Origin of the sequence: Vibrio sp. Vf1514, assembly GCF_052076135.1 — a bacterium.
GTDB lineage: Bacteria > Pseudomonadota > Gammaproteobacteria > Enterobacterales > Vibrionaceae > Vibrio > Vibrio furnissii.
This window is the reverse complement of sequence record NZ_CP197267.1, coordinates 2,197,806-2,223,352: the sequence shown is the minus strand read 5'-3', so window position 1 is coordinate 2,223,352 and position 25,547 is coordinate 2,197,806. Positions and strand designations below refer to the sequence as shown.

20 protein-coding genes and 2 tRNA genes are annotated in these 25,547 nt (G+C 50.3%); 13 read left to right on the top strand and 9 right to left on the bottom strand.

Annotated elements, in window-relative coordinates; genetic code table 11:
* The first annotated feature begins 107 nt into the window (after positions 1–107).
* From ACS18Q_RS10195 to ACS18Q_RS10175, 5 genes are all read left to right on the top strand, one after another.
* Positions 108–932 carry a shikimate dehydrogenase family protein gene (locus ACS18Q_RS10195; protein ID WP_441257050.1) on the top strand — a complete coding sequence of 275 codons (825 nt, stop codon included), beginning with the start codon at positions 108–110 and terminating at the stop codon, positions 930–932.
* 32 nt (positions 933–964) lie between these two features.
* Complete coding sequence (locus tag ACS18Q_RS10190) at positions 965–2,806, top strand: bifunctional sugar phosphate isomerase/epimerase/4-hydroxyphenylpyruvate dioxygenase family protein (protein WP_441257049.1); 1,842 nt, start codon at positions 965–967, stop codon at positions 2,804–2,806.
* A 131-nt stretch (positions 2,807–2,937) separates the two neighbouring features.
* On the top strand, positions 2,938–3,891 hold the full coding sequence (locus ACS18Q_RS10185; RefSeq protein ID WP_441257048.1) for an AEC family transporter: 954 nt from the start codon (positions 2,938–2,940) through the stop codon (positions 3,889–3,891).
* Positions 3,892–3,982: 91 nt separating this feature from the next.
* Entirely contained in the window at positions 3,983–4,903 is a 921-nt protein-coding gene (locus ACS18Q_RS10180; RefSeq protein WP_441257047.1) for a histone deacetylase family protein, read from the top strand.
* Positions 4,904–4,906: 3 nt separating this feature from the next.
* Positions 4,907–5,389 (top strand): NUDIX domain-containing protein, encoded by a 483-nt coding sequence (locus tag ACS18Q_RS10175; RefSeq protein ID WP_441257046.1) that lies wholly within the window; start codon positions 4,907–4,909, stop codon positions 5,387–5,389.
* Between the two features lie 32 nt (positions 5,390–5,421).
* Here ACS18Q_RS10175 and ACS18Q_RS10170 read toward each other — a convergent pair whose 3' ends face one another.
* Positions 5,422–6,615 (bottom strand): amino acid aminotransferase, encoded by a 1,194-nt coding sequence (locus ACS18Q_RS10170; protein ID WP_441257045.1) that lies wholly within the window; start codon positions 6,613–6,615, stop codon positions 5,422–5,424.
* Positions 6,616–6,969: 354 nt separating this feature from the next.
* On the opposite strand from ACS18Q_RS10170, the gene ACS18Q_RS10165 reads away from it, so the two are divergent.
* Positions 6,970–8,028, top strand: a complete 1,059-nt coding sequence (locus tag ACS18Q_RS10165) for an HlyD family secretion protein (RefSeq protein ID WP_286211053.1) — start codon at positions 6,970–6,972, stop codon at positions 8,026–8,028.
* Positions 8,018–9,028, top strand: coding sequence for a DUF2955 domain-containing protein (locus tag ACS18Q_RS10160; protein ID WP_441257044.1), 1,011 nt, complete (start codon positions 8,018–8,020; stop codon positions 9,026–9,028). The genes ACS18Q_RS10165 and ACS18Q_RS10160 overlap by 11 nt, the downstream gene beginning before the upstream one ends.
* A 111-nt stretch (positions 9,029–9,139) precedes the next feature.
* Here ACS18Q_RS10160 and ACS18Q_RS10155 read toward each other — a convergent pair.
* Positions 9,140–9,230: transfer RNA gene (locus ACS18Q_RS10155), tRNA-Ser, on the bottom strand.
* Between the two features lie 270 nt (positions 9,231–9,500).
* Here ACS18Q_RS10155 and ACS18Q_RS10150 point away from each other — a divergent pair.
* Positions 9,501–10,700, top strand: coding sequence for an MFS transporter (locus ACS18Q_RS10150; protein WP_206980643.1), 1,200 nt, complete (start codon positions 9,501–9,503; stop codon positions 10,698–10,700).
* Complete coding sequence (gene yidZ, locus ACS18Q_RS10145) at positions 10,675–11,637, top strand: HTH-type transcriptional regulator YidZ (RefSeq protein ID WP_143678739.1); 963 nt, start codon at positions 10,675–10,677, stop codon at positions 11,635–11,637. Before ACS18Q_RS10150 ends, yidZ begins: the two co-directional genes overlap by 26 nt.
* A 96-nt stretch (positions 11,638–11,733) precedes the next feature.
* Here the strand turns inward: yidZ and ACS18Q_RS10140 are convergent.
* From ACS18Q_RS10140 to ACS18Q_RS10130, 3 genes are all read right to left on the bottom strand, one after another.
* Positions 11,734–11,810 (bottom strand) — tRNA-Pro (locus ACS18Q_RS10140).
* A gap of 63 nt (positions 11,811–11,873) precedes the next feature.
* Positions 11,874–13,679 carry a DUF3413 domain-containing protein gene (locus tag ACS18Q_RS10135; protein ID WP_055466019.1) on the bottom strand — a complete coding sequence of 602 codons (1,806 nt, stop codon included), beginning with the start codon at positions 13,677–13,679 and terminating at the stop codon, positions 11,874–11,876.
* Positions 13,680–13,713: 34 nt separating this feature from the next.
* A complete protein-coding gene (locus ACS18Q_RS10130) occupies positions 13,714–13,929 on the bottom strand; it encodes a YejL family protein (RefSeq protein WP_004724190.1) in 216 nt (71 codons plus the stop codon).
* A gap of 84 nt (positions 13,930–14,013) precedes the next feature.
* On the opposite strand from ACS18Q_RS10130, the gene yejK reads away from it, so the two are divergent.
* Both yejK and ACS18Q_RS10120 read left to right on the top strand, forming a co-directional pair.
* Entirely contained in the window at positions 14,014–15,015 is a 1,002-nt protein-coding gene (gene yejK, locus ACS18Q_RS10125; RefSeq protein ID WP_014204663.1) for a nucleoid-associated protein YejK, read from the top strand.
* Positions 15,016–15,130: 115 nt separating this feature from the next.
* Positions 15,131–16,372: an Hpt domain-containing protein gene (locus ACS18Q_RS10120; protein ID WP_441257043.1), complete on the top strand. Its 1,242-nt coding sequence runs from the start codon at positions 15,131–15,133 to the stop codon at positions 16,370–16,372.
* Between the two features lie 196 nt (positions 16,373–16,568).
* Here ACS18Q_RS10120 and nhaC read toward each other — a convergent pair whose 3' ends face one another.
* On the bottom strand, positions 16,569–18,008 hold the full coding sequence (gene nhaC / locus ACS18Q_RS10115; protein ID WP_004724193.1) for a Na+/H+ antiporter NhaC: 1,440 nt from the start codon (positions 18,006–18,008) through the stop codon (positions 16,569–16,571).
* Between the two features lie 433 nt (positions 18,009–18,441).
* Between nhaC and asd the strand changes: the two genes are divergently transcribed.
* Complete coding sequence (asd, locus tag ACS18Q_RS10110) at positions 18,442–19,557, top strand: aspartate-semialdehyde dehydrogenase (RefSeq protein WP_038150668.1); 1,116 nt, start codon at positions 18,442–18,444, stop codon at positions 19,555–19,557.
* Between the two features lie 54 nt (positions 19,558–19,611).
* Here asd and ACS18Q_RS10105 read toward each other — a convergent pair whose 3' ends face one another.
* Both ACS18Q_RS10105 and ACS18Q_RS10100 read right to left on the bottom strand, forming a co-directional pair.
* Positions 19,612–20,487 carry an ion transporter gene (locus ACS18Q_RS10105; protein WP_014204665.1) on the bottom strand — a complete coding sequence of 292 codons (876 nt, stop codon included), beginning with the start codon at positions 20,485–20,487 and terminating at the stop codon, positions 19,612–19,614.
* A 51-nt stretch (positions 20,488–20,538) separates the two neighbouring features.
* Positions 20,539–21,174 carry a YchE family NAAT transporter gene (locus ACS18Q_RS10100; protein WP_014204666.1) on the bottom strand — a complete coding sequence of 212 codons (636 nt, stop codon included), beginning with the start codon at positions 21,172–21,174 and terminating at the stop codon, positions 20,539–20,541.
* A gap of 629 nt (positions 21,175–21,803) precedes the next feature.
* On the opposite strand from ACS18Q_RS10100, the gene adhE reads away from it, so the two are divergent.
* Complete coding sequence (adhE, locus tag ACS18Q_RS10095) at positions 21,804–24,506, top strand: bifunctional acetaldehyde-CoA/alcohol dehydrogenase (protein ID WP_004724197.1); 2,703 nt, start codon at positions 21,804–21,806, stop codon at positions 24,504–24,506.
* A gap of 130 nt (positions 24,507–24,636) precedes the next feature.
* On the opposite strand, the gene ACS18Q_RS10090 is transcribed toward adhE, so the two are convergent.
* Complete coding sequence (locus tag ACS18Q_RS10090) at positions 24,637–25,512, bottom strand: DMT family transporter (RefSeq protein ID WP_055466022.1); 876 nt, start codon at positions 25,510–25,512, stop codon at positions 24,637–24,639.
* Positions 25,513–25,547 lie beyond the last annotated feature (35 nt).

Sequence of the window (25,547 nt, the reverse complement as noted above, 5' to 3'; positions counted from 1 at the left end):
TCCAATCATCAAACACGATAGCGGTACCTTCTACAGCACGATCCTCATGCGGTCGTGCTGCGGATAACTGCGGCCGCGTGTCAGAGAATATCGAAGAGGAATGTCGTATGAAACTTGGACTCATTGGTCAACATATTCAAAAAAGTAAGTCCCCTCAACTGCACGAACTGCTGGGTCAGAAGCTCAATATCAATACCACGTACGAGCTGTTTGACTGCGAACTGGACAATGAACAAGCCCTGTTGGCGCTACTGAATGAACTGAAACAGCGCGGTTACCGCGGCGTCAATGTGACGCACCCCTATAAAGTGTGGGCGTGGAACATCGTACAGCGCAAATTCAAAACCAGTGAGCGTTTGGGCGCATTAAATACGCTGCTGATCGATGGCGACACGTTGTGTGGCACCAACACCGATTGCAGCGGATTTGTCCGCGCTTATCGTAAAGCGTGTCCAACGCAAAAACCGGGCAAGGTGCTGATGAAAGGTGCCGGTGGCGTGGGGCGCGCGATTGCGTTTGGTTTGGGGCAGCTCGAAGTGGAACACCTGTACATCTATGATGAGCAACCGGCCAGTTTACAGGCACTGTTGAGTGACTTACAGCAGGCGGGAGTGCCTTGCAGTGCGGTTCACGCGCAAGAACTCACCTCGTGTGCACTGGCTTGTGATGGCTTAGTGAATGCAACGCCGGTGGGGCACTACACCACGCCGGGCGCTGCGTTTACACCCGAGCAAGTTCAGCAGCAACGCTGGGTGTTTGATGCGGTGTATACGCCGGTCAAAACCGAATTTATCGCGCTGGCTCAGCAACAGGACATGAGTGTGATCAGCGGTTTTGAACTCTTTATCCACCAAGGCGTGGATGCCTATGAGCATTTTGCTGATTGCCCGGTCGACAGCGAGACACTGCGCGGTGAAATCAGCGCTGAATAATGCCTTCAGGCTTGCCAAATAAGGATGAAACTATGAAAACAGGAATCGCAACCGTCAGTATCTCCGGCTCGTTGGTGGAAAAGTTGCACGCGGCCGCCAATGCGGGATTTGATGGGGTGGAAATTTTTGAAAATGACCTCACGCAATCGGAATTCACACCACGTCAAGTTCGACAATTGGCGGAAAGTCTCGGGCTTGAAATCATCGCCCTGCAACCGCTGCGCAACTTTGAAGCCATGCCAGAGCCGCTGCGTCAGCAGAACTTCTATCAGGCACGAAAAAAGTTCGAGTTGATGCATGAACTGGGGACCTCGAAACTGATGATCTGTTCCAATGTTTCACCACACGTGATTGATGATCCTGCGCGTGCGGCGGCGGATTTGCATGAACTGGCTGAACTGGCGCAAAAAGAGCACTTCATGATTGGCTATGAAGCGTTGGCGTGGGGACGCTTCGTGCACGATTACGATCAAGCGTGGGACATCGTCAAGCGAGCAGACCATAACAACTTAGGGATTCTGCTCGATACGTTCCATATGTACGCGCGCAACAACACACTCGATACGCTGCGTAACGAAATCACCGCCGACAAAATTGCGTTGGTGCAACTGGCAGACGCCCCAAGTCTGCAAATGGATGTGCTCAACTTCAGCCGCCATTTCCGTTGTTTTCCGGGGCAGGGCGATATGCCGATTCTTGAGTTCATGCAGTGTTTGAAAGAGAAAGGCTATCGCGACTATATTTCGCACGAAATCTTCAATGATGAGTTTCGTGCGTCACAAGCCAGTGAAAAAGCGACTGATGGTATGCGCTCTCTCATTTGGCTCGGTGAACAGCTCAAAGAGCCGGAAGTGCCAGCGCCAACCATTGACGAACTGGCCTTCATTGAATTTGCGATTGAAGGGGAGGATGGGCAGCAACTGGTGGACTTGCTCAAACAGCTCGGTTTTTCGGTCACCCATCGTCACCGCTCTAAACATGTCGATTTAATGCGCCAAGGCAACATCAATTTGGTGCTCAATCATGAGCCAAAGAGTCAGGCACATCAGTACTTTTTGTCGCATGGCGTGTCGGTGTGTGCGATGGGGTTTGGTACCAGCAGTGTGGCGCAGATGATCAAGCGCACCAAGCACTACGGCTGCGCGCGATTTAACAATCAAGCCGGGCCGGGAGAGCTCAATATTCCGGCTATCAAAGGGGTTGGCGATCAACTGATTTACTTTGTCGATAGCCAGTCACAACCAGAGTTTTTTGACGTCGATTTTGTCCCCGTTGATCACGAGTTGTCGGCCACAGAAAACGTGGGTTTAACGACGTTCGATCACGTGGGACAAACGGTACTGGATACCGACATGTTATCGGCAACCTTCTTCTTTAAGGCATTGTTTGGCTTTGATATCGAACCAAGTCAGGACCTGACCGACGTCAATGGCTTGGTCACCAGTCGCGTGGCCAAAAGCCCTGATGGCACCATCCGGATACCCTTTAACTCTTCGTCAGCGCGCAACTCGGCAGCGCAGCGATTTGTGAATCGCTCGCAAGGTGCGGGCGTACAACAGATTGCGTTCGGTTGTGATGATATTTTTGCGACCGTCAAACAGGTGAACCCTGCGTGTATTTTGCCCATTCCGGCCAACTATTATCGCGATTTGGATGCGCGTTTTCAGCTTGAGGCCGAACTTTTGGCGACGATGCAGGCGTACAATGTGTTGTACGATGAAAATGACGATGGCCATTTTTTCCACTTCTACACCAAAGAGCATTTCGGCGTGTTCTTGGAGGTGGTGCAGCGCGTGAACTATCAGGGCTACGGAGAACCCAATGCGCACATTCGCTTGGCGGCTCAGGCTCGTGAGCAGCAGCGCCACAGTTAATTGTTAAGCTTTCTTCGGGTGATGGGCGATAGAGGGTGGTGCCGTACGGTGTCACCCTTTGACGCATTGTGTCGCCAGAATGGCAGGGTTTCACATCATCGATGTGTGTTTGAATCAGTGTAAGGAAGACAGTGTTGAACGTTTTGTCGGTCGTATTTCCCATATTTCTGGTGATTTTTCTCGGGTACCTGTGCGTGTGTCGCGGCTTAGTGTCAGCAACCACGGTGGGTGAAATGGGGCGCTATGTGATGTATCTCGCGCTGCCTGCGGTGATTGTCAAAACCCTGATTGGTCTGCCCCTCGATGATCTATTTAATCTGCGTTATTTACTCGCCTATCTGCTCACGTCTGCCAGCGTGATGGTGGTGGGGTACTGGCTGCTGAGTAAAACCGGCGCGCAAACCAAACTTGATAGTGCCGTGATGGTGACGGGCATGGTGGTGCCGAACAGTGCGTTTATCGGTTATCCCATCATGTTGCAAATGATGGATTCCCCTCCGGTGAGTGGTTTTGCGATGGCACTGATTATTGAGAACTTGTGCATTTTACCCGCCTGTTTCATCTTGATGGATTATCACGCGATCACCACGCAAACGGGCTTGCGTCAGCGTCTGCTGGGGGTGGCGAAACGTACGGTGAAAAACCCGTTACTGATTGCCATCGTGATCGGTGTGGTGGGGAACGTGTCGTCACTGCCTGTGCCCGATGTGATTCATCAGGCATTGAGCCTGCTAGCGCCGTCGGCCGTTGCAGTTGCGCTGTTCGTGATTGGCGGCTCGTTGGCCTCTGTAGTGGTGAAAGAAACGCGCTGGGCGCCGCTGTCGCTGACCATGGTTGGTAAATTGATCGTGCAACCGCTGGTTGCATTGATGTTGATGAGTTGGTTGCTGCCGGGCGAACCGGAACTGACCATGACGCTGGTGGTGATCACCGCAGTGCCGATGCTCAGCATCTACGCCATCATCGGCGAGGTGTATAGCCGGCGAACCTTCTGCGCCACAGCGCAATTGACTACGACGGCGGCTTCTCTGGTGACCATTCCGCTGGTATTGAGTGTGGCTCATTGGTGGCTCGCCATGGCGTAGCGATTTAGGCAATGGATCCGGCATGAGGCGCTGTGATTTTTGGGCTGCAAACTGTTAACATTCGCCTATTCGACATTGAATTGGCACGGCTATGATCCCGCTGATCTACCACTCTATTTATTCGCAATTGCCGCTGCCGCCAGGGCATCGCTATCCGATCAACAAATATCGACTGCTGTACGATGCGCTGATGGAGATGCAGGCGGACGCTGACTGGTTGCGGACGTTTGAGTTTTTCTCGCCCACGGCGCTGACTTGCGATGCGATTAAACAAGTTCACGACAGCGAATATGTGGATGCATTAACGTTTGGTACGTTGCCAGCGGCGAAGATGCGCCGTATAGGCTTTCCGTGGAGCGACGCGCTGATTGAGCGCACATTGACGTCTGCGGGCGGCACGTGCTTAACGGTTCAATTGGCGGTGGAGCATGGCGTGGCGATTCACCTCAGTGGCGGTTATCACCATGCGCACCGCGATTTTGGCAGCGGCTTTTGTTTGTATAACGATTTGGTGTTGGCTGCGCATCAGGCCTTGCTGTTGGATGGGATAGATAAAGTCTTGATCGTCGACAGCGATGTACACCATGGCGACGGCACCGCGACGTTATGTGCGGCGCGCGACGACATCATTACGCTGTCGTTTCATTGCGACAAAAACTTTCCGGCGCGTAAGCCCGAATCCGACATCGACATCGCGCTCAGTCGTGACGCGGGCGATGAGGAGTTTCTGAGCCATTTTCAGTCGGTGGTAACGATGGCCGTCAATCTACATCGCCCCGACCTCATTATTTATGATGCTGGCATCGACATTCATCAGGATGACGAGCTGGGCTACTTTCATGTGTCCACCGACGCTATTTTTCAGCGCGACTGTTTTATGATGCGTCTTGCCAAGCAGCATCAGTTGCCGATGGCGTGCGTGGTCGGTGGTGGCTATCGCAGTGACCATCAAACATTGGTGCCAATTCACATGCAGCTCTTTAAAGCCGCATTTCACGTTCACAAGGAGTAACCCATGGAACATCGCATTCGCGGCGCGGGGCTGTTAATTGAAAACGACGCCATTTTATTGGTGAAAATTCATGATTTTACCGGTGAATATTGGATCCCGCCCGGCGGAGGATTTGAAGCGGGTGACCGTAGCACCAAAGCGTGTGTGCAACGGGAGTTTCTGGAAGAAGCTGGAATTGACGTTGAAGTGGGGGAGCTGATTTGCGTGCGCGAGTTTTTGGAACACAATCCGCAGCGCTATCACGCCGAGTTTTTCTATGTCATCGATAGTTATCGTGGCACACCGCACATCGACAACCTCAAAGGACTGAATGATGAAGAAGCCATTCAGTCGGTAGCGTGGGTGCCGCTAGATAAGCTGCCAACCATGCGTCTGTACCCGAAAGAGCTACAAGGCCCATTGATTGAACGGGTGCAACAGGGGCGGTTCAGCACGCATCTGGGCAGTTATATTCAAGGACATGCTGAAGAGGTCAATCATCTCTGATCAGGCGTGCCCGATCAGAGATGTTATCGCGTTTACAGCGCAGCAAATGCGGCGGCGACTTTGTCCACGTTCGCGGCATTTAAGCCCGCCAAACACATACGGCCACTGGCAATCAGGTAAATGCCGTGGGTTTCGCGCAGCGTATCGACTTGCGCGGCACTAAAGCCTGTGTAGCTGAACATGCCTTTTTGTTTGATCAGGAAGCTGAAATCTTGTTCCGGGCGCAGTTGCTTCAGTTTGTCGTGCAGCGCTTCACGCATGGTCAGAATGCGGCTGCGCATGCCATCCACTTCATTTAGCCATTGCGCTTTGAGTGCGTCGCTGCACAGCACGCCAGAGACCACCGTCGCGCCATATTTCGCTGGGCTGGAGTAGTTGCGGCGCACCGTTGCTTTCAATTGTCCCAGCACGCGTGACGCTTCTTCAGCATTGCCACACACCACAGATAACCCCCCGACACGTTCGCCGTAGAGCGAAAAAATCTTTGAGAACGAGTTGGAGACAAAACTCACCACGCCTTCTTCATGGGCAATCTTACGAATCACATACGCATCGTCGGCCATGCTTTCGCCGTAACCTTGGTAAGCCATATCAAAGAACGGGATCAACTGTTGCTGCTTGATGACGTCAATCACTTCGTCCCATTGCTCAGGAGTCAGGTCTACACCTGTTGGGTTATGGCAGCACGGGTGCAGCAGCACGATGTCTTGGGCAGGCAGTTGGCGCAGCGCGGCAATCATGCCGTCGAAATCAAGCATTTTGGTTTGTGGGTTGAAGTAAGGGTAAGTGCCGACGTTGAAACCGGCTCCGGCGAAAATTGCGTTGTGGTTTTCCCACGTCGGGTTGCTGACCCATACTTTCGATTGCGGAAAGTAGTGATGGAGAAAATCTGCGCCAATCATCAGGGCGCCCGAGCCGCCTAAAGTCTGAATGGTGGCCACACGCTGGGTTTTCAGTGCCGGATGGTGATCGCCAAATACCAGCGATTGCACGGCAGCGCGATAAGGTGCCAGACCTTCCATGGGCAGATACACGCACGGTTGTTTCTCTGCTTGAGCCAGTTGTTCCTGCGAGGCAGCGACGGAGTCGAGCGTAGGAATCTTGCCGTTTTCATCGTAATACAGGCCGATGCTCAGATTGACTTTGTCTGCGCGGCTGTCTGCCATGAATTTTTCCATCAGCGAGAGGATAGGGTCTCCGGCGTAGGCAGTAACGTGGTTGAGCACTGTATTTTCTCCTTGTTGTGATAGGCCAGGTTGGGCGGTGTGCGGCAGCTTGAGCTTTTCAGTGTTCACCGCTCCCGTCGGCCGAATGAATGCGGCGACGACTGACAATGACACCAACATGATTGTGGCGTCAACTGGCAATGTGCACGTTGGGCATTTTCTCTGTGGTATCTGCGTAGATGCTTGGGGTGGGGCAATACGCGTCAGGTATCGGAACGGGTGGCTTATATCCATCTGAATAATATGAAGTCACAAACAAATACGAAATGAAGAACGCTCTATACTGATGAGATTCACCGCGGTTGCTTGAAACGGCCGACGGCAATGCATTCATGGAATTGAGAGAAGTCACGCATGTCGAAAACGGAACAGTCCTCGAGAAAGTTAAGTGTCACCATCATCGTAATTGTGCTCGCGATTTGGATGTACAGCCTGTGGTCAGACAGGGTGACCCCGATCACCAGCATTGCCCGCGTTCATTCGTATTTGGTGCGTGTTGCGCCCGAAGTGTCCGGCAATATCGTTGAGGTCAAAATCAAGAACAACCAAGTGGTGCGAGCGGGCGATGTGATGTTCAGGGTCGATGCCAGAAATTATGAACTCGCGGTGCGTTCCGCTCAGGCGAATTTGGAACTGGCCGGGCAGAATATCGGGGCCAGCACCGCAGCGGTCGAAGTAGCGCAGGCCAAAGTGACCGATGCCTTAGCGGCGAGAAATAATGCCAGAGAGCAGGCTGCTCGCGTGTCCGAACTGGCGACCAAAGGGGTGTTGAGCCAGTCAGAGTTGGATAATGCGGTGGAAGCTCGCTCGCGTGCTCAGGCGGCACTCAATGCGGCTGAAGCCTCATTGCAACAAGCGAAACAGAATTTAGGGCCGAAAGGTAACAACAACCCACAAATTCTGGCCGCGATGGTGAGCTTGGAAAAAGCGCAGCTTGATTTGCAAAAGACCTCGGTGAGTGCTCCGTCGGATGGCATTGTCACCAACGTTCAACTGACCGTGGGCCAGCCTGCGAATGTGGGCACGCCGATGCTAACGTTTATCGACCCGCGGGAAATTTGGATCTCGGCGCTCGTCAGAGAAAACTCGTTGGAACACATTCAGCCGGGTCAGCGGGTGAAAATCGTGCTCGATTCTATGCCCGGACGCGTGCTGAATGGCAAGGTTTACAGCCTTGGCTGGGGGACGGGCGATAGCAATAACGTCGATTCAACCACAGGGTTTATTCGCGCCGATACCACATCGCTCAACGCGCAACGTTATCCGGTTAACATCGTGTTTGATGAAATCCCACATAACATCCGTTATGGCTCACAAGCGACGGTGGCGTTTTACACGGAACAAAGTGGGTTGGGCGAGTTTCTGGCTGGCCTTTGGATGAGCATTGTCAGTGTGTGGACTTATGTTTCGTAGCTGCGTTAATCCCATCGTCAAGATTGTCTTTGTGCCGATCCTGTTGCTGTTTTATTTGAAGGTGACGGGGCACCCTTTGCCCATTCTGGCACCGATGTTTGTGGTGATTCTGCTGACGACGATACCATCTAAACCACCAATGAGTTTGGTGGTTCAACTGGTTGTTGTGCTGCTTTTGATGAGCTTCGGAATGGTGTTTGTGGTGCAAATGTTTGCGGGATCGCCCACGGGGTTTGCGCTGGTGTGTTGGAGCATCTTCACGTGGAGTTATCATCGCAGCCATCACAATCCACAAGACATCATCTCGAACTTGGCGTTAATCGTGCTCATCATCGCGACGGTGGTGAGTAAGCAGATGCATTTCCCGATTGCGGGATTGCCGCTCATCATCTTTCGGGCGTTTGCGTTGGCGCTTGTTGTCACCTTCGTTATGCACATATTGCTGCCGGGGGATCTGCAGGACATCAAACGGGATGAACCTGCACAAGGGATTGAAAGTCATCTCCGCGTCGCGATGTTAAAGGCGACCGCAATGTGTTTGGTGTTGGTGGCGTTGATTGGGATTGGCAGTTCGCAGACGATGCTGATCGCGATTACTGTCAGCAGTATGCTCAAGTTACCACTGATTGATCACCAGAAGGATTATGTCTACCAGCGGCTAATCACCACGGCAACCGGGATTTTGTTTACCATCCCGACCATGATGCTGTGTGGCTTTGGCGCACCCGAGTGGGTGGTGATGGGCGTGTCATTATTCTTGGGTATTCAACTTGCCTGTTATGCCATTCGCCGTGATGCGCATGCTGCGATTTATCAGTTGCTTCTGACTAACTTTGTTGTGCTGACTTATCAAGCCATCAAAAATGTGGGTCTCGATTCGTTCTCGTCCGGCATCATGCGTTTGGCGTCCATCAGCATTGCCATTTTTATCGGTGCGCTCATTTTAAGGCTTATCAGGCCACGTCAGCACAGTATCAAAGGGAACAACGTGGCGTCGTGAAATAACGGATTCAAGTTCGGTTCATTAAGGCAGGCCAAGGGATACAAAGGCGTACAATACGAAGTGCAGAAATGAAAGAAGCCGCTGATTGCTCAGCGGCTTCTTCGAATGTGGCGGAGAGATAGGGATTTGAACCCTAGGATAGCTATTAACCATCGCCGGTTTTCAAGACCGGTGCTTTCAACCACTCAGCCATCTCTCCGTTGTTGGAGCGCATATTATCGACCTCACGAAATCTTGTAAAGCCCCAATTGAACTGTTTGCTGATTTTATGCGCGTTTAAACGCAAAAAGTTGTTCTGAGTAGAGTTTTTAGGTGTTTTCAGCGCTTGAAGCATGTGTCGTGCAATGTGCTTCGGCAGGTTGAGCGCCGAGCGGGAATGTCGCCAAGGGACATTGCTGTTGTCGCCGTTGTCACTCGCCAGCGTTGCGGTGCTGACCTACCATCCTCATCATTCATGGGTGAGGTGTTTATGCTGCGTTATCTGCTTTGTAGTTTTTTGTTGGTTCTGTTGTATCCGACGGCCATCGATTTGTATTTGGTGGGGTTACCTCAAATCTCCAGCGACTTAGGCGCGAGCGAATCGCAGCTTCATGTCGCGTTTTCGCTCTACCTTGCTGGCATGGCTGCAACCATGTTGATTGCAGGGAAACTCGCGGACACGGCAGGGCGAAAGCCAGTGGCGGTGGCGGGCGCGCTCATTTTTGTTGTGGCTTCCTTGTTGGGCGGTGCAGCGGAACAAATCACGATGTTCTTGATGGCGAGATTTGTTCAAGGCATCGGCGCTGGCTTTTGCTACGTGGTGGCGTTTGCGATTTTACGGGACACGCTGGATGATGCTCGCCGCGCGAAAGTGCTGTCGATGATCAATGGCGTCACCTGTGTCATACCGGTGATTGCGCCTGTGGTGGGCTACCTGATTATGTTGTTCTTCCCTTGGAATACGCTGTTTGTGGCCATGGCGGGCATGGGCGCGGTGGTTGGCGTGATGTCGCTGGTGGCGTTGAAAGAAACCAAACCTCAAGCGCGAACGGCGACTTCATCCGATTCGCTGGTTTCACCGCATATTGAGGAACGATTATGGCAACGCTTTTTTGTCAGTCGCGTGGTGATGACGTCGTTGATGTGCACCGCCATTTTGACTTACGTGAATGTCTCGCCGATGTTGATCATGACCGAGATGGGCTACGACCGAGGCGGATACTCGCTGGTCATGGCGTTGACGGCGTTAGTCAGCATGGTGACGTCATTTTCAACCCCGATTGCGCTCACCTATTTTCGTGAACGCACCTTATTGATGACATCGCAACTGCTGTTTGCTCTGTCGGCCGTCACGCTTGTGACGGTGACGATTCTGGAGGTGAGTTCGTCGTGGTATTTACTCGGTTTTGGGCTGATTTGTGCGGCTTTCTCTGTTGGCTTTGGCGTGGCCATGAATCAAGCACTCAGCCCATTTTCTTTTCGTGCCGGTATCGCCAGTTCTGTGATTGGCGTGAGCCAGGTGTGTTTGTCGGCCGCGTACATTTGGAGCGCGGGGCTGTTAGGCCTCAGCGCCCAGAATATTCTGATTGTGAGTTTAGGGTTATGTAGTGTGGTGTGCGCTGCGTTACTATTCTCGATCCCCAAACCTGCTCGATGTGCGCCGTATGAAGAAATCCATTACTCGTCTTGACCTGAACCTGTTGATGACGCTCCGACTGATTTTACAAGAGGGTAGCGTCTCGAAGGCGGCGAAGATCCTCAATGTCACGCCGTCGACGGTCAGCAAATCGCTCAACAAATTACGCGATTGGTTTGATGATCCGCTATTTGTGAAAACGCAACGTGGTTTGGTGCCAACACCGATGGTGCAAAGTATGGAGCCAGATCTTTTGGAATGGCTGCAAATTGGCCAGCAAATTTTGGATAAACGCAGTGATGAATCGGCCAAAGGCATAAATTTTCATCTGATGGTGGAATCACCGTTGCTGCTGACGATACTCAATAACCTCTTGCCCAAAATCCACAGTCGTTATCCCGATGCTAAAGTGAAAACCAGCAACTGGGACTATGATGCATTGGACGCCATCATTCGTGGTGACGCCGATTTAGGGTTTACGGGCAGGGAGAGTCATCCTCGCTCGAAAGAGTCGCTGGATTTGTTACCATATTTTATCGATTTCGAGGTGATTTTCTCAGACCTGCCGGTGGTGTACTTGCGTGCGGATCATCCCGCGTTGCAGGGGCCGTGGGATCTGGATCAGTTTCTATCGTTTCCTCACATCAGTACGCTGTGGGAAAAAAGTGAAATGTGGGCGCTGGATGAAGTGTTGTGCGATCTCGGGCGTCAACGGGAGATTGCGCTCACCACTTCAAGCTTTGAACAGTCGCTGTTTATGGCTGCGCAACCGAATCATCACCTTATCACCACAGCACCGAACTATTGCCAGCGTTATACCGCGTTGATGCATCCAGATTTGATCTGTTTACCGATTCCGTTAGCGCGCCATCATCAAGACAAACTCTTGATTCCGTACACAATGATTTGGCATAAACGCAATACCCGCAACGCCAAAGTGATGTGGCTGCGCGAGACGATAAAGTCGTTATATGGCGATACGCAGGTGTGATGGATGCGAAGGGCGTGCCCTATTGCCGATAGGAAATGGCAGATAGAAAATTGCGGATAGAAAAAAGAGAGCCGAAGCTCTCTTTTTTTAGGTGTATGGTCGGACTGAGAGGATTTGAACCTCCGACCCCCGACACCCCATGACGGTGCGCTACCAAGCTGCGCTACAGTCCGATGGGGTTAATCTAAACATTTTCATGCAGTGCGTCAACTAGGAAACAGTGATAAATCGCTGATTTAATTATCCTTTGAGTAAAAACGCTGCAATTCCGTCAACCCTTGCATCAAAATCGGCAATGTTGGGTTGGCATCTTTCAATCGTTGGTAATTGTCATCAAACAATTTGAAGTTGCCAAACTTGTCGATCACGGTGGTTTCTTGGTCCGTGATCAGGGCCAATTCACGGGAATCGCCGGCCAGAATCCACTTCCGTTTGTTCTCGTTAAATAGGTTACGACCGCTACTGAAATCACTCGGGTTTGAGGACACACCCAGCAGATCTTGCAGCAAGGTGACGCTTAAATCGAGATGACTGGAGCGATGGTTAAAGGTCGCAGCAATTTTGCCCGGCCAACGAATCACCATCGGAACTTGGAGCTGATAACGGCTGTAGTTGCTGTTCGCGCCCCAGCTGTTGGTCTTCGTTTCATTAAATTCAGTGCCGTGATTGGAGGTCACAATCACCACGGTGTTGTCCATCAAATCGAGCTCTTGCAACTTGGTCAACAGCAGCCCCAGCTCGCGATCCGCAACGGTGACTGAATGGTGGTAGTTGTTGCGCAGCTTATCCGTTGCTGAACCTTGGGTGTTGCTATCGGCATAATTGCTGAAGTTGTCGACCGTGGTTAGCTCAAGGAAGCTAAACCATGGAGCGCTGCTTTTATCGCTGACCCAATTGGCCCAGCGTTGAATGGTTTGCTCATCGGCAGAGGTATCGGGATCAAACGGTGCTTTGGAGAGCGGCAGGCCACGGAAAATGGTTTCCTGATACAGGCTGTCACTGAAGTTGTCGCCGCTGAATAGGCCAAACTGATACGACTGTGATTTAAGCACGTCCATCAGTACTGGCGCAGTGCCTTGCACGGTGATGCTGCTGGCATAACTGCTTGGTAAGCCATAAAACAGGCCAAACATACCAAAAGCATCGTTGCTTGAGCTGTAATGGTTGGTGAAGTTGAGGTTGCTGGCGGCGAATTGCGCCATGTTTGGCATCATCTCTTTGGTCAGCACATCGGCGCGTAGGTTGTCGACACTCACCACCAGAATGTTGAGGTTATTCGCACGACGACCGAACTGGATTTTCTCCAGCGGGTAGCTCACCAAATCCACATTACTGCGGCTCTTCTCTTCCAAACGTTTAAGGTATTCCTCACGATCCAACAGGCCATGTTTCTCCATGAAAGACTTCGCAGTCATCGGGTAGGAGAGTGGGAAGTTCGATTTTTGGCTGGTGACTGGCGCGTAGAGGTAAGCATCCGACCACACATAGATCAGATGGCTGGCAATAAAGCTGACGAAAAACACCGCGGCCATTGGGCGACCGATGCGCTTGTGAGACAGTTTACGTTGTTTGCGCCACACCCATTCAGACAAGCCCAGTTGCAGCAAAAAGATCAGCGGCAGAACCACAAACAGATGTTGTAGGTCGGTGCTGACGTTGCTGTCGTCACTAAAGAGGAGTTCCCACACCACAGGAGTGAGGTGGAGGTTAATGGTCTGATAGGTTTGCGTATCAATCAGTAAGACGGTGAGGCCGAATGTGGCGAAACAGACGGCAACAAACCGAAATAACGTTCGTGACGGTATCAGGAACGTGAGGGGAAATAGAATTAAAAGGTAGAGGGCGAAAACCAGAAAGCCGAAATGACCCACCCAAGAAAGCGTCAAATAAAATTGGCCTAAGAAGGTGTCCGGCCACGGCGACTGAGCAATGTAACGTGTGCCAATCAGCATGGCTGCAATGATGTTGAAGAAGGCAAACCAGTGCCCCCAACCGACCAGACGAGATACACGTTCGCCGTATGTGTTTCCGCTATCTACCATGTATTTTTCTATTTATCCGGTGTTAAGTATGAAATTAATTTTGCAACGAAGACATTAACGCTTGCGCAAACTTCTCTGCAATCGCTTTTCGCTGTGCTGCGGCCACGTTCTGGTTCAACACGTTGGTTGCCACGTTGCCGGCAATCATCAGGGTAAGCTCTGGAGAAGCATCATGTTTATCAAGAACGGCAGCGATTTCAGTCAGGATAGTTTCAACTTTTTCGTCGCTGTATTTCGATGTAATTGGCATAAAGACTCTAATGATGATAGTAAAAGCGGCTTATGATAACCTACTATGCCTTACAACTGAAACCAGTACGATGAATATTTCACTATGAGTTTGCACCTTTCCAATGTCATTTTGCATCAACTGCGCAAAAACGATAATGACGAGTTGATGGTTAACTACCGCGCTCAGTCTCTTGACAATGATACCTCAACCGAGAACCTCGTGGCCGAGTTGCATCGCGTTTTCAATGCGAAAGCGGGCAAAGGTTTCGGTTCGTTTAAGTCTGACAGTGATTTTCAAACATGGTTACATGAATTGCGTAAAGGGGAACGTAACTTTTACGACTTTTCACAAGTGAGTGCGCAACGCCTGAAAGATGAGTTGGCGAAGTACCCCTTTGCCGACGAAGGCATTCTGGTGATGGCAGAGTACCAATCACTGGCGACTGATTATCTGTTTATTGGCATTTTGCCGATGAACCAAAGCTTGAAAGTGACGGAAGGTCTCGACATCAGCGCGACCGACTACCTCGACATCAATAAGATGGACATTGCGGCGCGCATTGATCTGTCGAGCTACGAGACCGATCGTGATTCAAACCGTTACCTGTCTTACATCAAAGGCCGTGTGGGCCGTAAAGTGGCTGACTTCTTCCTTGATTTTCTGCAAGCAGACATCGGTTTGGATCCAAAACAGCAAAACCAACTGCTGATGCAGGCCGTAGAAGATTTCTGTACCGATTCAAAACTCGAAAAAGACGAAGCGATCAGTTACAAGAAGCAGGTTTACGAGTACTGCAACGATCAAATCAAAGCGGGTGAAGAAGTCCAAGTTCAAGAGCTTTCAGGGGAGCTGCCCGCAAGCACCGACGGCACCAGCTTCTTTGATTTCACCCGTGAACACGGATATGAGTTGGAAGAGAGCTTCCCGGGCGACCGCAGCACGGTGCGCAAACTGACTAAGTATGTGGGCGCCGGTGGCGGCCTGAACATCAGCTTTGACAGCCTGCTGATGGGGGAACGCGTATTCTACGATCCAGAAACTGACACGCTGACCATTAAAGGCACCCCGCCTAACTTGCGCGATCAACTGACCCGCAAACAATGATGACATGAGAGCGCTACGGCGCTCTTTTTTGTATGCTTTTTCGCCGCTGTCACGACAGGTGATGTATTTCAGTATATGCTTGTATTGAATCACAAATACAGTGCAGAGAGCAGGGATGAGCGCAAACCGAATCAGTGGATGGCTAAAAAACAGGTTGGATCTTGCGGTGATTGTCGTGTGGGGCGTCGTCTTGTTGGCGGTGCTGTTGCAATACCGCGCGCTAGAAGTGACCAGCCGCAATCTGAATGAGCTTGAAAATAGTGTGGATGGTTTGCGTAATACCCTCTACTTTCAGTCGCCATACCGAACCACACGCGCCAATGATCTGGCGCTCAATATTCAAGTGATTTACTCATTGCGGTTGCAGCTCGAAGCCGATTCAGATTCCAATTGGTTTCAGCCCGACTTAACGCAAACCTTGTATGTGACGGATCGCTTTATCGAGCAGACGCGAAGTTTTCTTGCCGTGGAATTGTCGATTAACGAGTTAGTCGAGCAGTTGCAGGCGCTGCGAGAACGCTATGCACACCAACCCGACGTGCAGGCCGATTACCTCAAAATTGGCGCTTTCGTCTTGCAAGCGCTGTACACCGAAGGCGCGCGCAGCCCTGAACTCTATCGCACCTTTGATGCCTTGCTGAAACAATCCGAATCCTTGCCGACGGAAGCCAAAGATAATTTGCAACGCACGCTGGCTCGCGTTTCTACCTTGCTGAGTCACTATGCGGAAGGCGACAATTTGGTCGATAAACTGCTGCGTCATCGCGTGCACAACGAGATCATGTCGGCTAACACGCAATATGAAGAACGCTTTAAAACGCTGACGATCCTGAGCATGCTCAGTAGCGCTGTCGCCATGCTGTTGTTGGTGATTTTGGCGATGCGCCGTGAAAAATGGCACGCCAAACAGCAAGCTGTTCCCGTGGCTGAACCTGCGCTGGTGATGGCGGAAAGTCCCACGCCGGTGGTGACCCCCATCAACCCAACGTTTGAACCGGAGGTGGTCATTGAAGAGGGTTCGGCCATCAACATTCAGCGCATGCTCTCTTCATTGAACGACGATTACGACTCGGTTCACATGCTATTGGAGGTGTTCATTGAAGATCATCGCAACGATGATGAGGGGTTGCGCCAGTTGTTGAGGACGGATTCGGAAGGGGCATTGCGTAAAGCGCACAGCTTGAAAGGGGTGGCGGGAAATTTAGGCGCCGATGGATTGCGTGATGTGGCGTTGGCGATTGAGATGAAACTGAAACACGGCTCGCAACCGACGGAATCGGACCTACAGAAGTTGAGTGCTCATCTGAAGCAGACCATTGAAAGTGCGCGTTACTTTCTGAACAAGCGGGCGAGTTAACGGTTTCCAACGCATTTGGGTTTTCAAGATGCGCTGCTTTTCGACATGTGTCGGATAGAGACGACGGTGAACAAAGGCGGCGAGACAGTGCAGAGATAAAACCGTGCAGAGATAAGGCACTGCAGATATCAATAGAGCGAGAAACAAACAGAGCGCGAAATTCGCGCTCTGTTTTTATTGGATCAGTTGGTACGGATTAAGCCGATTGCTTTTGCAATGCCAGCGCCGCTTCCTCTTCCAACGTAGCCTCTGCGGTTGGTTCGCATTTATCGACAAACCAACCCATGTAAGAGGTGAAAATGGTCACGATGATACACACGAAGCTGAGCCACATGAACGGCGCGTAAGAGAGGGTTGCCACGCCAAGAATACTCGCCATGTAAATACCGTTGTCACTCCAAGGCACCATGCCGGAGGTGAGCGTGCCACCAAACTCGGCGTTACGAGACAAGTTTTTACGCTTGTAACCCAGACGGTCGTAGTTCTTCGCACAGATTTTTGGGGTCAGGATCAGGGACACGTACATCGCAGAACCAAACACGTTCCCCATAAATGCCGTACCGATGGTGCTGGTTGCCAGTGAGCCCGGGCTTGTGACGCGGCGTTCGAACAGTTTCGCGATGGTTTCCAGCACGCCCACTTTATCCAGCAGACCACCAAAACCAAGACCGAATACGATGACCGCCACTGAACCCAGCATCGACGACATACCACCGCGGTTTAGAATCGCATCAATGAAATCCACGCCAGATTCAATGTGGAATGGTGCCCATGCCGTGTTGAATGCTTGCAGGAAGTCGACGTCCTGAATCATCACCGCCCAAACGATACCCAGCAGCGAACCGAAGCTGATCACCGGGAAAGATGGCATACGCATGGCCAGCAAACCCAACACAATCAGGACAGGAATAAACGAATATGGCGTAATGTAGAACTGCGTTTCCATCGCGTTAATCACCGACTGAACCTGTGACATATCGACGTTGCCTGCGTAGTGGAAACCAAATAGTGTAAACATGATACCGGTGATGATGTAGCTGATCAGCGCGATCGGCAGCATGCCTTTGATGTGTTCCATGACTTCAACGTTCGACATGGATGAGGCCAGAATCACAGAGTCTGACAGAGGCGACATTTTGTCACCAAAGTAACAGCCAGACAGAACCGCACCCGCTGTAATTGGCGCAGGAACGCCAAGGCCTTGGCCGATCCCCATCATCGCAATACCGGCGGTACCCGCAGCACCCCAAGAGGTACCGGTAGCCAGCGCAGTCAGAGAACAGATCACCATGGTCGCCAGCAAGAAGATAGAAGGGTGGATCGCTTGCAGACCGTAGTAAATGATCGTCGGCACAATCCCGCCGGAAATCCAGGTTCCGACCAGCGCACCCACGGCTAAAAGTATTAAAACTGCACCTAAACCGTTAGAAATGCCGCTAAGTGCCGCTTTTTCTAGTTCTTGGTATTTGTGACCAAGGCGGACACCTAATACAAAAATAATGAACCAGCCAATGTATAAGGCCAGCTGAATCGGTAGATCGAACTTAGCAGTAAACGAAAAAGCCAATAGTAAAAACAGACCGAGCGATACAATAACTTGTACCAAGCTGGGTAAGCGTTTGGGGGCTTGAGTCATTCTAAGAACCTCTTATCGGGTTATCGGGTAGTTGTGCTAAGGAGGGGAAAACATCCTTATCAGTTGCGCGGAACTGTACATGAGTTGGAATAATATATCGACATTAAACTCAATTGGTGTGATTTGTGTCGTTATGGTGGTTAATTGGTAGGTTTAAATGTTGTATTTGAGCAAACAATTTGAAACAAAAAGATTTGTAATGTGAAAAATGCGTGTAACAAAGTGTAAGTAGTTAAGTGAAGATTTGATTACCAAAGGCTGAAGAATTAACAAATTTAACGCTTTTAGCAGTTTGCCGGCGAAATCGTTGTGTATCGCGGTGCGACGAAAGAAAAACTTACGACTTTTCTGAATAAAGGCTTGAGATTTTATCCTGAACCACTTATAGATGATGGATTGAATTTTTAACTGGAATACACGGAGAGTTAGTGCGATGAGAGTAGGTTTAGTGGGTTGGCGTGGTATGGTTGGTTCTGTACTGATGCAGCGAATGGTTGAAGAGCGTGATTTTGACCTGATCGATCCTGTTTTCTACAGTACGTCACAAATTGGTATCCCTGCGCCAAACTTTGGTAAGGAAGCTGGTCTACTGCAAGACGCGTTTGATATTGATAGCCTGAAACAGCTGGATGCGGTGATCACGTGTCAAGGCGGCAGCTACACTGAAAAGGTGTACCCAGCGCTGCGTCAAGCTGGCTGGAAAGGCTACTGGATTGATGCGGCCTCCACACTTCGCATGGACAAAGACTCCATCATTACTCTGGATCCAGTCAACTTGGCGCAAATTCAACAAGGCATTCATGGTGGCACCAACACATTTGTTGGCGGTAACTGTACCGTGAGCTTGATGTTGATGGGCCTCGGCGGTCTGTTTGAACGCGGCCTGGTTGAATGGATGAGCGCCATGACTTACCAAGCTGCTTCCGGTGCGGGCGCGCAAAACATGCGTGAATTGATTTCGCAAATGGGCGTGATCAACGATGCGGTGAGCTCTGAGCTGGCCAATCCGTCAAGCTCCATTCTGGACATCGACCAGAAAGTGGCAGAAACGATGCGCTCATCGAGCTTCCCAACCGACCAGTTTGGCGTTCCGCTAGCCGGGTCGTTGATTCCTTGGATCGACGTGAAACGCGACAACGGTCAAAGCAAAGAAGAGTGGAAAGCCGGCGTGGAAGCGAACAAGATCCTAGGTTCGCAAAACTCGCCTGTGCCAATCGACGGGACATGTGTCCGTATTGGTGCGATGCGTTGTCACTCTCAAGCGCTGACCATTAAGCTGAAACAAAATGTGCCGCTTGATGAAATTGAAGAGATGATTGCAACGCACAACGATTGGGTGAAAGTGATTCCGAACGAGCGTGACATTACCGCGCGTGAACTGAGCCCTGCGAAAGTGACGGGCACTTTGTCCGTGCCAGTTGGCCGTTTGCGTAAAATGTCGATGGGTGATGACTTCCTCAACGCATTCACCGTGGGTGACCAACTGTTGTGGGGCGCGGCGGAGCCACTGCGTCGTACACTGCGCATCATCCTTGCTGAAAAGCAATAAATCCCGCTCTGCTCTAACGTATATCTAACGTATAAAAATAATAATAAAGCGCCTTTACGGCGCTTTATTTTCTTCTAACGTTTCGAGCCCATTGACGACCGGTACCACCCGTTTATCCGGCTCTGCCAATTCACTGCCGCAATGTTTGCAATACATCGCATCGGCTTCATGACCGGCTTGTGAGCAGTTGGGGCATTTCACCAGCGAGCGGTGGGAGTTCATCTCTTGGTTGAGTTCGGCGGTAATGATCCCGGTCGGTACCGCCAGAATCGAATAACCCAGCAGCATGGTCAGTGATGCCACCGCTTTGCCCAGTGCCGTTTGAGGTGCAACGTCGCCATAACCGACTGTTGTGATGGTGACGATGGCCCAGTAAATACTTTGCGGAATGCTGGTAAAGCCGTTTTCTGGCCCTTCAATGACATACACCAACGAACCAAAGATCGTCACCAAAACCGCCACAGTACTGAAGAAAATCAGTACCTTTCGGCGTGCGGCAAGTAGCGAGCGCATCAATATGTTGGAATCTTGCAGGTAGCGCACCAGCTTTAGAATTCGAAAAATACGCATGACGCGCAGCAAACGAATGGCACCCATAAACGTTGCAGACGGAAACAGCAGCGCAAAGTAAGTGGGTAAGATCGCCAGCAAATCAATCACACCGTAGAAGCTTTTGGCGTACGCAGTCGGTTTGGGTGAGCAGTAGAGACGCAGTAAGTATTCGATGGTAAACAGCGCCGTGAAGAAATATTCGATGTAACGAATTTCAGTTTTCCACACTGCGGAAATATCGGGAATGGAATCGAGAATGAGTGCGACGATGGACGTGAGAATCGCGGCAATCAGCGTGATATCGAAGATTCGACCGCCTCGCGTGTAAGTCCCAAAAATAATGACATAAAGATGATGTTTAAGCGTCTTGTTGGACATGATATTGCAACCAGTTTCATCAGTTGCAATATCATAACGCCTCGTTTGCGATTACGCTAACCCTGGAAACAGACTACGCAAACCATTGGTGATAAATTCGATGCCCAATGCGCCCAGAATCAGACCCATGATACGGGTGATCACGTTGATGCCCGTCTGCCCGAGCAAACGCACAATATACGGCGCAGAGCGAAACAGCAGCCACGAAGCAACGCTGAATACCACAATCGTTAGGATGATGCCGGCTGTGTCGATCATTGCAGGGTAACGTGACCCATAGACAATGGTCGAACTGATGGCACCTGGCCCCGCCATTAGGGGCATCGCCAAAGGCACGACGCCGATTTGTTCACGGCTGATGTATTCCGATTTTTCCTGTTTGTTCTGTTTATCTTCACCCAGCTTACCGCTCATCATGGAGAAGGCGATACTCAGTAGTAGTAAACCACCGGCGACGCGAAACGAGTCGAGCGAAATGCTGAACATATCCAGCAACATCTGACCGCCCAACAGCGCCGTAATCAATATGACAGCCACGGCAATGTTGGCTGTACGCGCGATTTTGTTTTTTTCTTCCGGTGTCATGTGACCGGTGAGCGAAACAAACACCGGCATGATGCCCACTGGGTTCACAGCGGCAACCAGTCCTAAAAAAAACTGTAGAAAGATAGCAAACTCAAAATGCATTAAACGGTCTCTTGGCGATCATGGGATTGAAATGAAGCAAGCGTAATGTAAGTCAAAGATAGCAAAAGGACGAATGAAAAAAAGTATCGCTTTTTTGGTTCTATGATTTAAAAAAACTAATCATGGGCAAATGTTGCAATCAACATGTTTCACTATTGTGCTTATTGCGTATGTCTTCCGCTGACTTTGTTAACATCAGCACATTTTTTGTAAAAAAAGAGCGTGGCGGTGGTGGGGGAAGTGGCGCAAGATATACTCTTAGTAGCACATTAAACGGCGGTTACACGTAGTGTTGTTGTTTATAAATGAAACTTTTTTACAAAGTGTTGTAGTTTTTTTAGTTTTACTTGTTCGTTGATGTGTTTTTTGTCATCGAAAAAATGGTTTTTATTTGTGTTGTTATTCAGTTGCTTAGGTGCTTTTTGTGTTGGCTTATACCCCTAGAGGGGTAATTAATTTTTCATAACTGATCTGAGTCAATTTTTTTCACACAGTGAAATATTATACTCAGCCATGAAAGCAATTTACTAAGTCTGTCGATTAGATTAACCGTTGACCAAGTAAGAAAAACTCAGGGACGCATACTTAATAAAGAGTTTTTAACGTTTTTCTATTTTAGGAGATTCATTATGCCTGTAACTAACCTGGCTGAACTAGATGCTCTTGTTGCTCGCGTGAAAGCGGCACAAGCAGAATTTGCGACCTACTCTCAAGAGCAAGTCGACAAAATCTTCCGTGCAGCATCTTTGGCAGCTAACCAAGCTCGTATTCCTCTAGCGCAACAAGCGGTAGCAGAATCAGGCATGGGTATTGTTGAGGACAAAGTAATCAAAAACCACTTTGCATCTGAGTACATCTACAACAAGTACAAAGATGAAAAGACTTGCGGCGTTCTTGAAGAAGACGACAGCATGGGCACCATGACCATCGCTGAGCCTGTAGGTATCATCTGTGGTATTGTTCCAACCACCAACCCAACTTCAACTGCGATTTTCAAATCACTGATTTCTCTGAAAACTCGTAACGGTATTATCTTCTCGCCACACCCACGTGCTAAACACTCAACCAACGATGCCGCTAAACTGGTTCTAGACGCCGCTGTTGCAGCTGGTGCGCCAAAAGACATCATCGGCTGGATTGATGAGCCATCTGTGGAACTGTCTAACGCACTGATGAAACACGAAGGTATCGCTCTGATCCTTGCAACTGGTGGTCCAGGCATGGTGAAAGCGGCTTATTCTTCAGGTAAACCAGCAATCGGTGTAGGTGCAGGTAACGTTCCTGTTGTGATCGATGAAACGGCTGACATCAAACGTGCAGTTGCTTCAGTACTGATGTCTAAAACATTCGACAACGGCGTTGTGTGTGCTTCTGAGCAAGCTGTTATCGTGATGGACGAAGTGTACGACGAAGTGAAAGAGCGTTTCGCGACTCACAAAGCACACGTCCTGAGCAAAGCAGATGCAGACAAAGTACGTAAAGTGCTTCTGATTGATGGCGCTTTGAACGCGAAAATCGTAGGCCAACCAGCAACTAAGATTGCTGAAATGGCAGGCGTTAAAGTGCCAGCTGATACGAAGATCCTTGTTGGTGAAGGTATCGGTGAAGTGTCTTACGACGACGAATTCGCTCACGAAAAACTGTCTCCAACACTGGGTATGTTCCGCGCAACTTCTTTCGAAAACGCGGTTGACCAAGCAGTGAAAATGGTTGAAATCGGCGGTATCGGCCATACTTCAGGCCTATACACTGACCAAGACGTGAACGCAGACCGTATCCGTTACTTCGGTGACCGTCTGAAAACAGCTCGTATTCTGGTGAATATCCCGACCACTCACGGTGGTATCGGTGACCTATACAACTTCAACGTTGCGCCATCTCTGACGCTAGGTTGTGGTTCTTGGGGTGGTAACTCTATCTCTGAGAACGTAGGTCCTAAACACCTTATCAACAAGAAAATTGTTGCGAAGCGAGCTGAAAACATGTTGTGGCACAAACTACCTAAATCAATCTACTTCCGTCGTGGTAGCCTTCCAGTCGCTCTGGGCGATCTAGAAGGTAAGAAACGCGCGTTCCTTGTTACTGACCGTTTCCTATTCAACAACGGTTACGCAGATGAAGTAGTGAGCCTGCTGAAAGCGCAAGGCATGGAAGTGACCACATTCTACGAAGTGGAAGCCGATCCAACGCTGACTATCGTGAAGAAAGGCGCAGAGCAAATGCGTAGCTTCCAACCAGATGTGATTCTAGCGCTAGGTGGTGGTTCACCAATGGATGCTGCGAAGATCATGTGGGTCATGTACGAGCACCCAGAAACTCACTTCGAAGAACTAGCAATGCGCTTTATGGACATCCGTAAACGTATCTACAAGTTCCCTAAAATGGGTCAAAAAGCTGAATTGGTTTGTATCACAACCACATCAGGTACAGGTTCAGAAGTGACGCCATTCGCTGTGGTAACTGACGATGAAACTGGTGCGAAATACCCACTGGCTGACTACGAACTGACACCAAACATGGCTATCGTTGATGCGAACCTTGTGATGAACATGCCTAAGTCTCTGACTGCCTTCGGTGGTTACGATGCAGTCGTTCACGCTCTGGAAGCATACGTATCTGTTCTAGCGAACGAATACTCTGACGGTCAGGCACTGCAAGCACTGAAACTGCTGAAAGAATACCTGCCATCAAGCTACGCAAACGGTGCGAAAGATCCAATCGCTCGTGAAAAAGTACACAACGCAGCGACTATCGCGGGTGTGGCCTTTGCGAACGCATTCTTGGGTGTATGTCACTCAATGGCGCACAAACTGGGTGCTGAGTTCCACCTGCCTCACGGCTTGGCAAACTCACTGCTGATGGCAAACGTGGTTCGTTACAACGCGAACGACAACCCAACTAAACAAACTGCGTTCTCTCAATACGACCGCCCACAAGCACGTCGTCGCTACGCTGAAGTTGCTGACCACTTGGGTCTGTCTAAACCAGGCGACCGCACTGCTCAGAAAATTGAGCGTCTGCTAGGTTGGTTGGAAGAGCTGAAACTGGCACTGGATATCCCAGCGTCAATTCAAGCAGCTGGCGTTAACGAAGCTGACTTCCTAGCGAAAGTTGATGAACTAGCGGTTGAAGCGTTCGATGACCAATGTACTGGTGCGAACCCTCGTTACCCTCTCATCAGCGAGCTGAAAGAAGTTCTGCTAGCGTCTTACTACGGTAAACCTTTCGTTGAAGGTGAAACTTTCGAAGGCACTACCGTTATCAAGAAACGTGCAGACCAAGAAGCAGCGAAAGCAGCGCCTAAAGCGAAGAAAGACAAAGCTGAAGCGTAATGAGATAAGTTTTCGCTAGCACGAAACTTATTATCGGGAAAATTCAAGCCCCACCGTTTGGTGGGGCTTTTTTATTGCTGTGCTAAAACCTGATGACGTGGCGTGCATGGACGTGCAAATGGATGATGCGTTAAGTCCACATCACCAATACCGCAGCCAGCGCAACCAAAATTAGCCCCAACCCATCTTTAATGCGGACGCGTTGCCTTAGCCAGAATATCGAAATCAACATGGTGAAAAAGATTTCAACCTGACCTAAAGTTTTCACGTATGGAACAGCTTGCAGTGACATGGCACTGAACCATCCCATCGAACCGATGCAACTGCTAATGCTGGTCAGCAGAGTGAGTTTTGGCTTTGACCACAATGCTTTCAGTGTATTGATGTCACGTGCGAACAGATAGCCTACCAATAGCAGGGTTTGTAGCGAAATCACCAGCAGTAATACCCATGCCGCACTGTGTGGAAAGGGGAGACCCAGTGCTAAACTTGCTTCGCGCACCCACAGAGAGGTGAGCGCAAAAGCACTGCCACTGCCTAACCCGAGTAAAATCGTCGGCAGCGAAAGTTGGCGAAAGCCGCCTTGCGCGCTCAGCATAAAAACACCAATGCCGCCCAACAACACGCCAATCCAACCCAGAACATTCAAATGTGTTCCAAAGAACAACATGCCGAGCACGGCTGCGACCAGCGCTTCGCTTTTGGCTAAGCCTGCCCCGACTGCGTAATTATTGAATTTGAACAGCTTCACCATCAATGCAGTGGCGAGAATTTGCATCACCGCTGCACCAACGATGAAGCCGATAAACGTGTGACTAAACGATGGCAATTCAACCGGTTCAATGTGATACAAGGTAATCAAGTAGAGCGCAGCCAAAGGGCTTGCCCAGATAAATCGTGCCAGTGTGACACCGGCGGTCTTCACGTCACCAGCGAGGCGACTTTGAAAGGCGTTCCGCCAAGATTGCATGAAGGCGGCAAGAAAGGTGAAGAAAATCCATGTCATGATGATGTGTCCGAGGAGAGGGCGAGGGCACTATG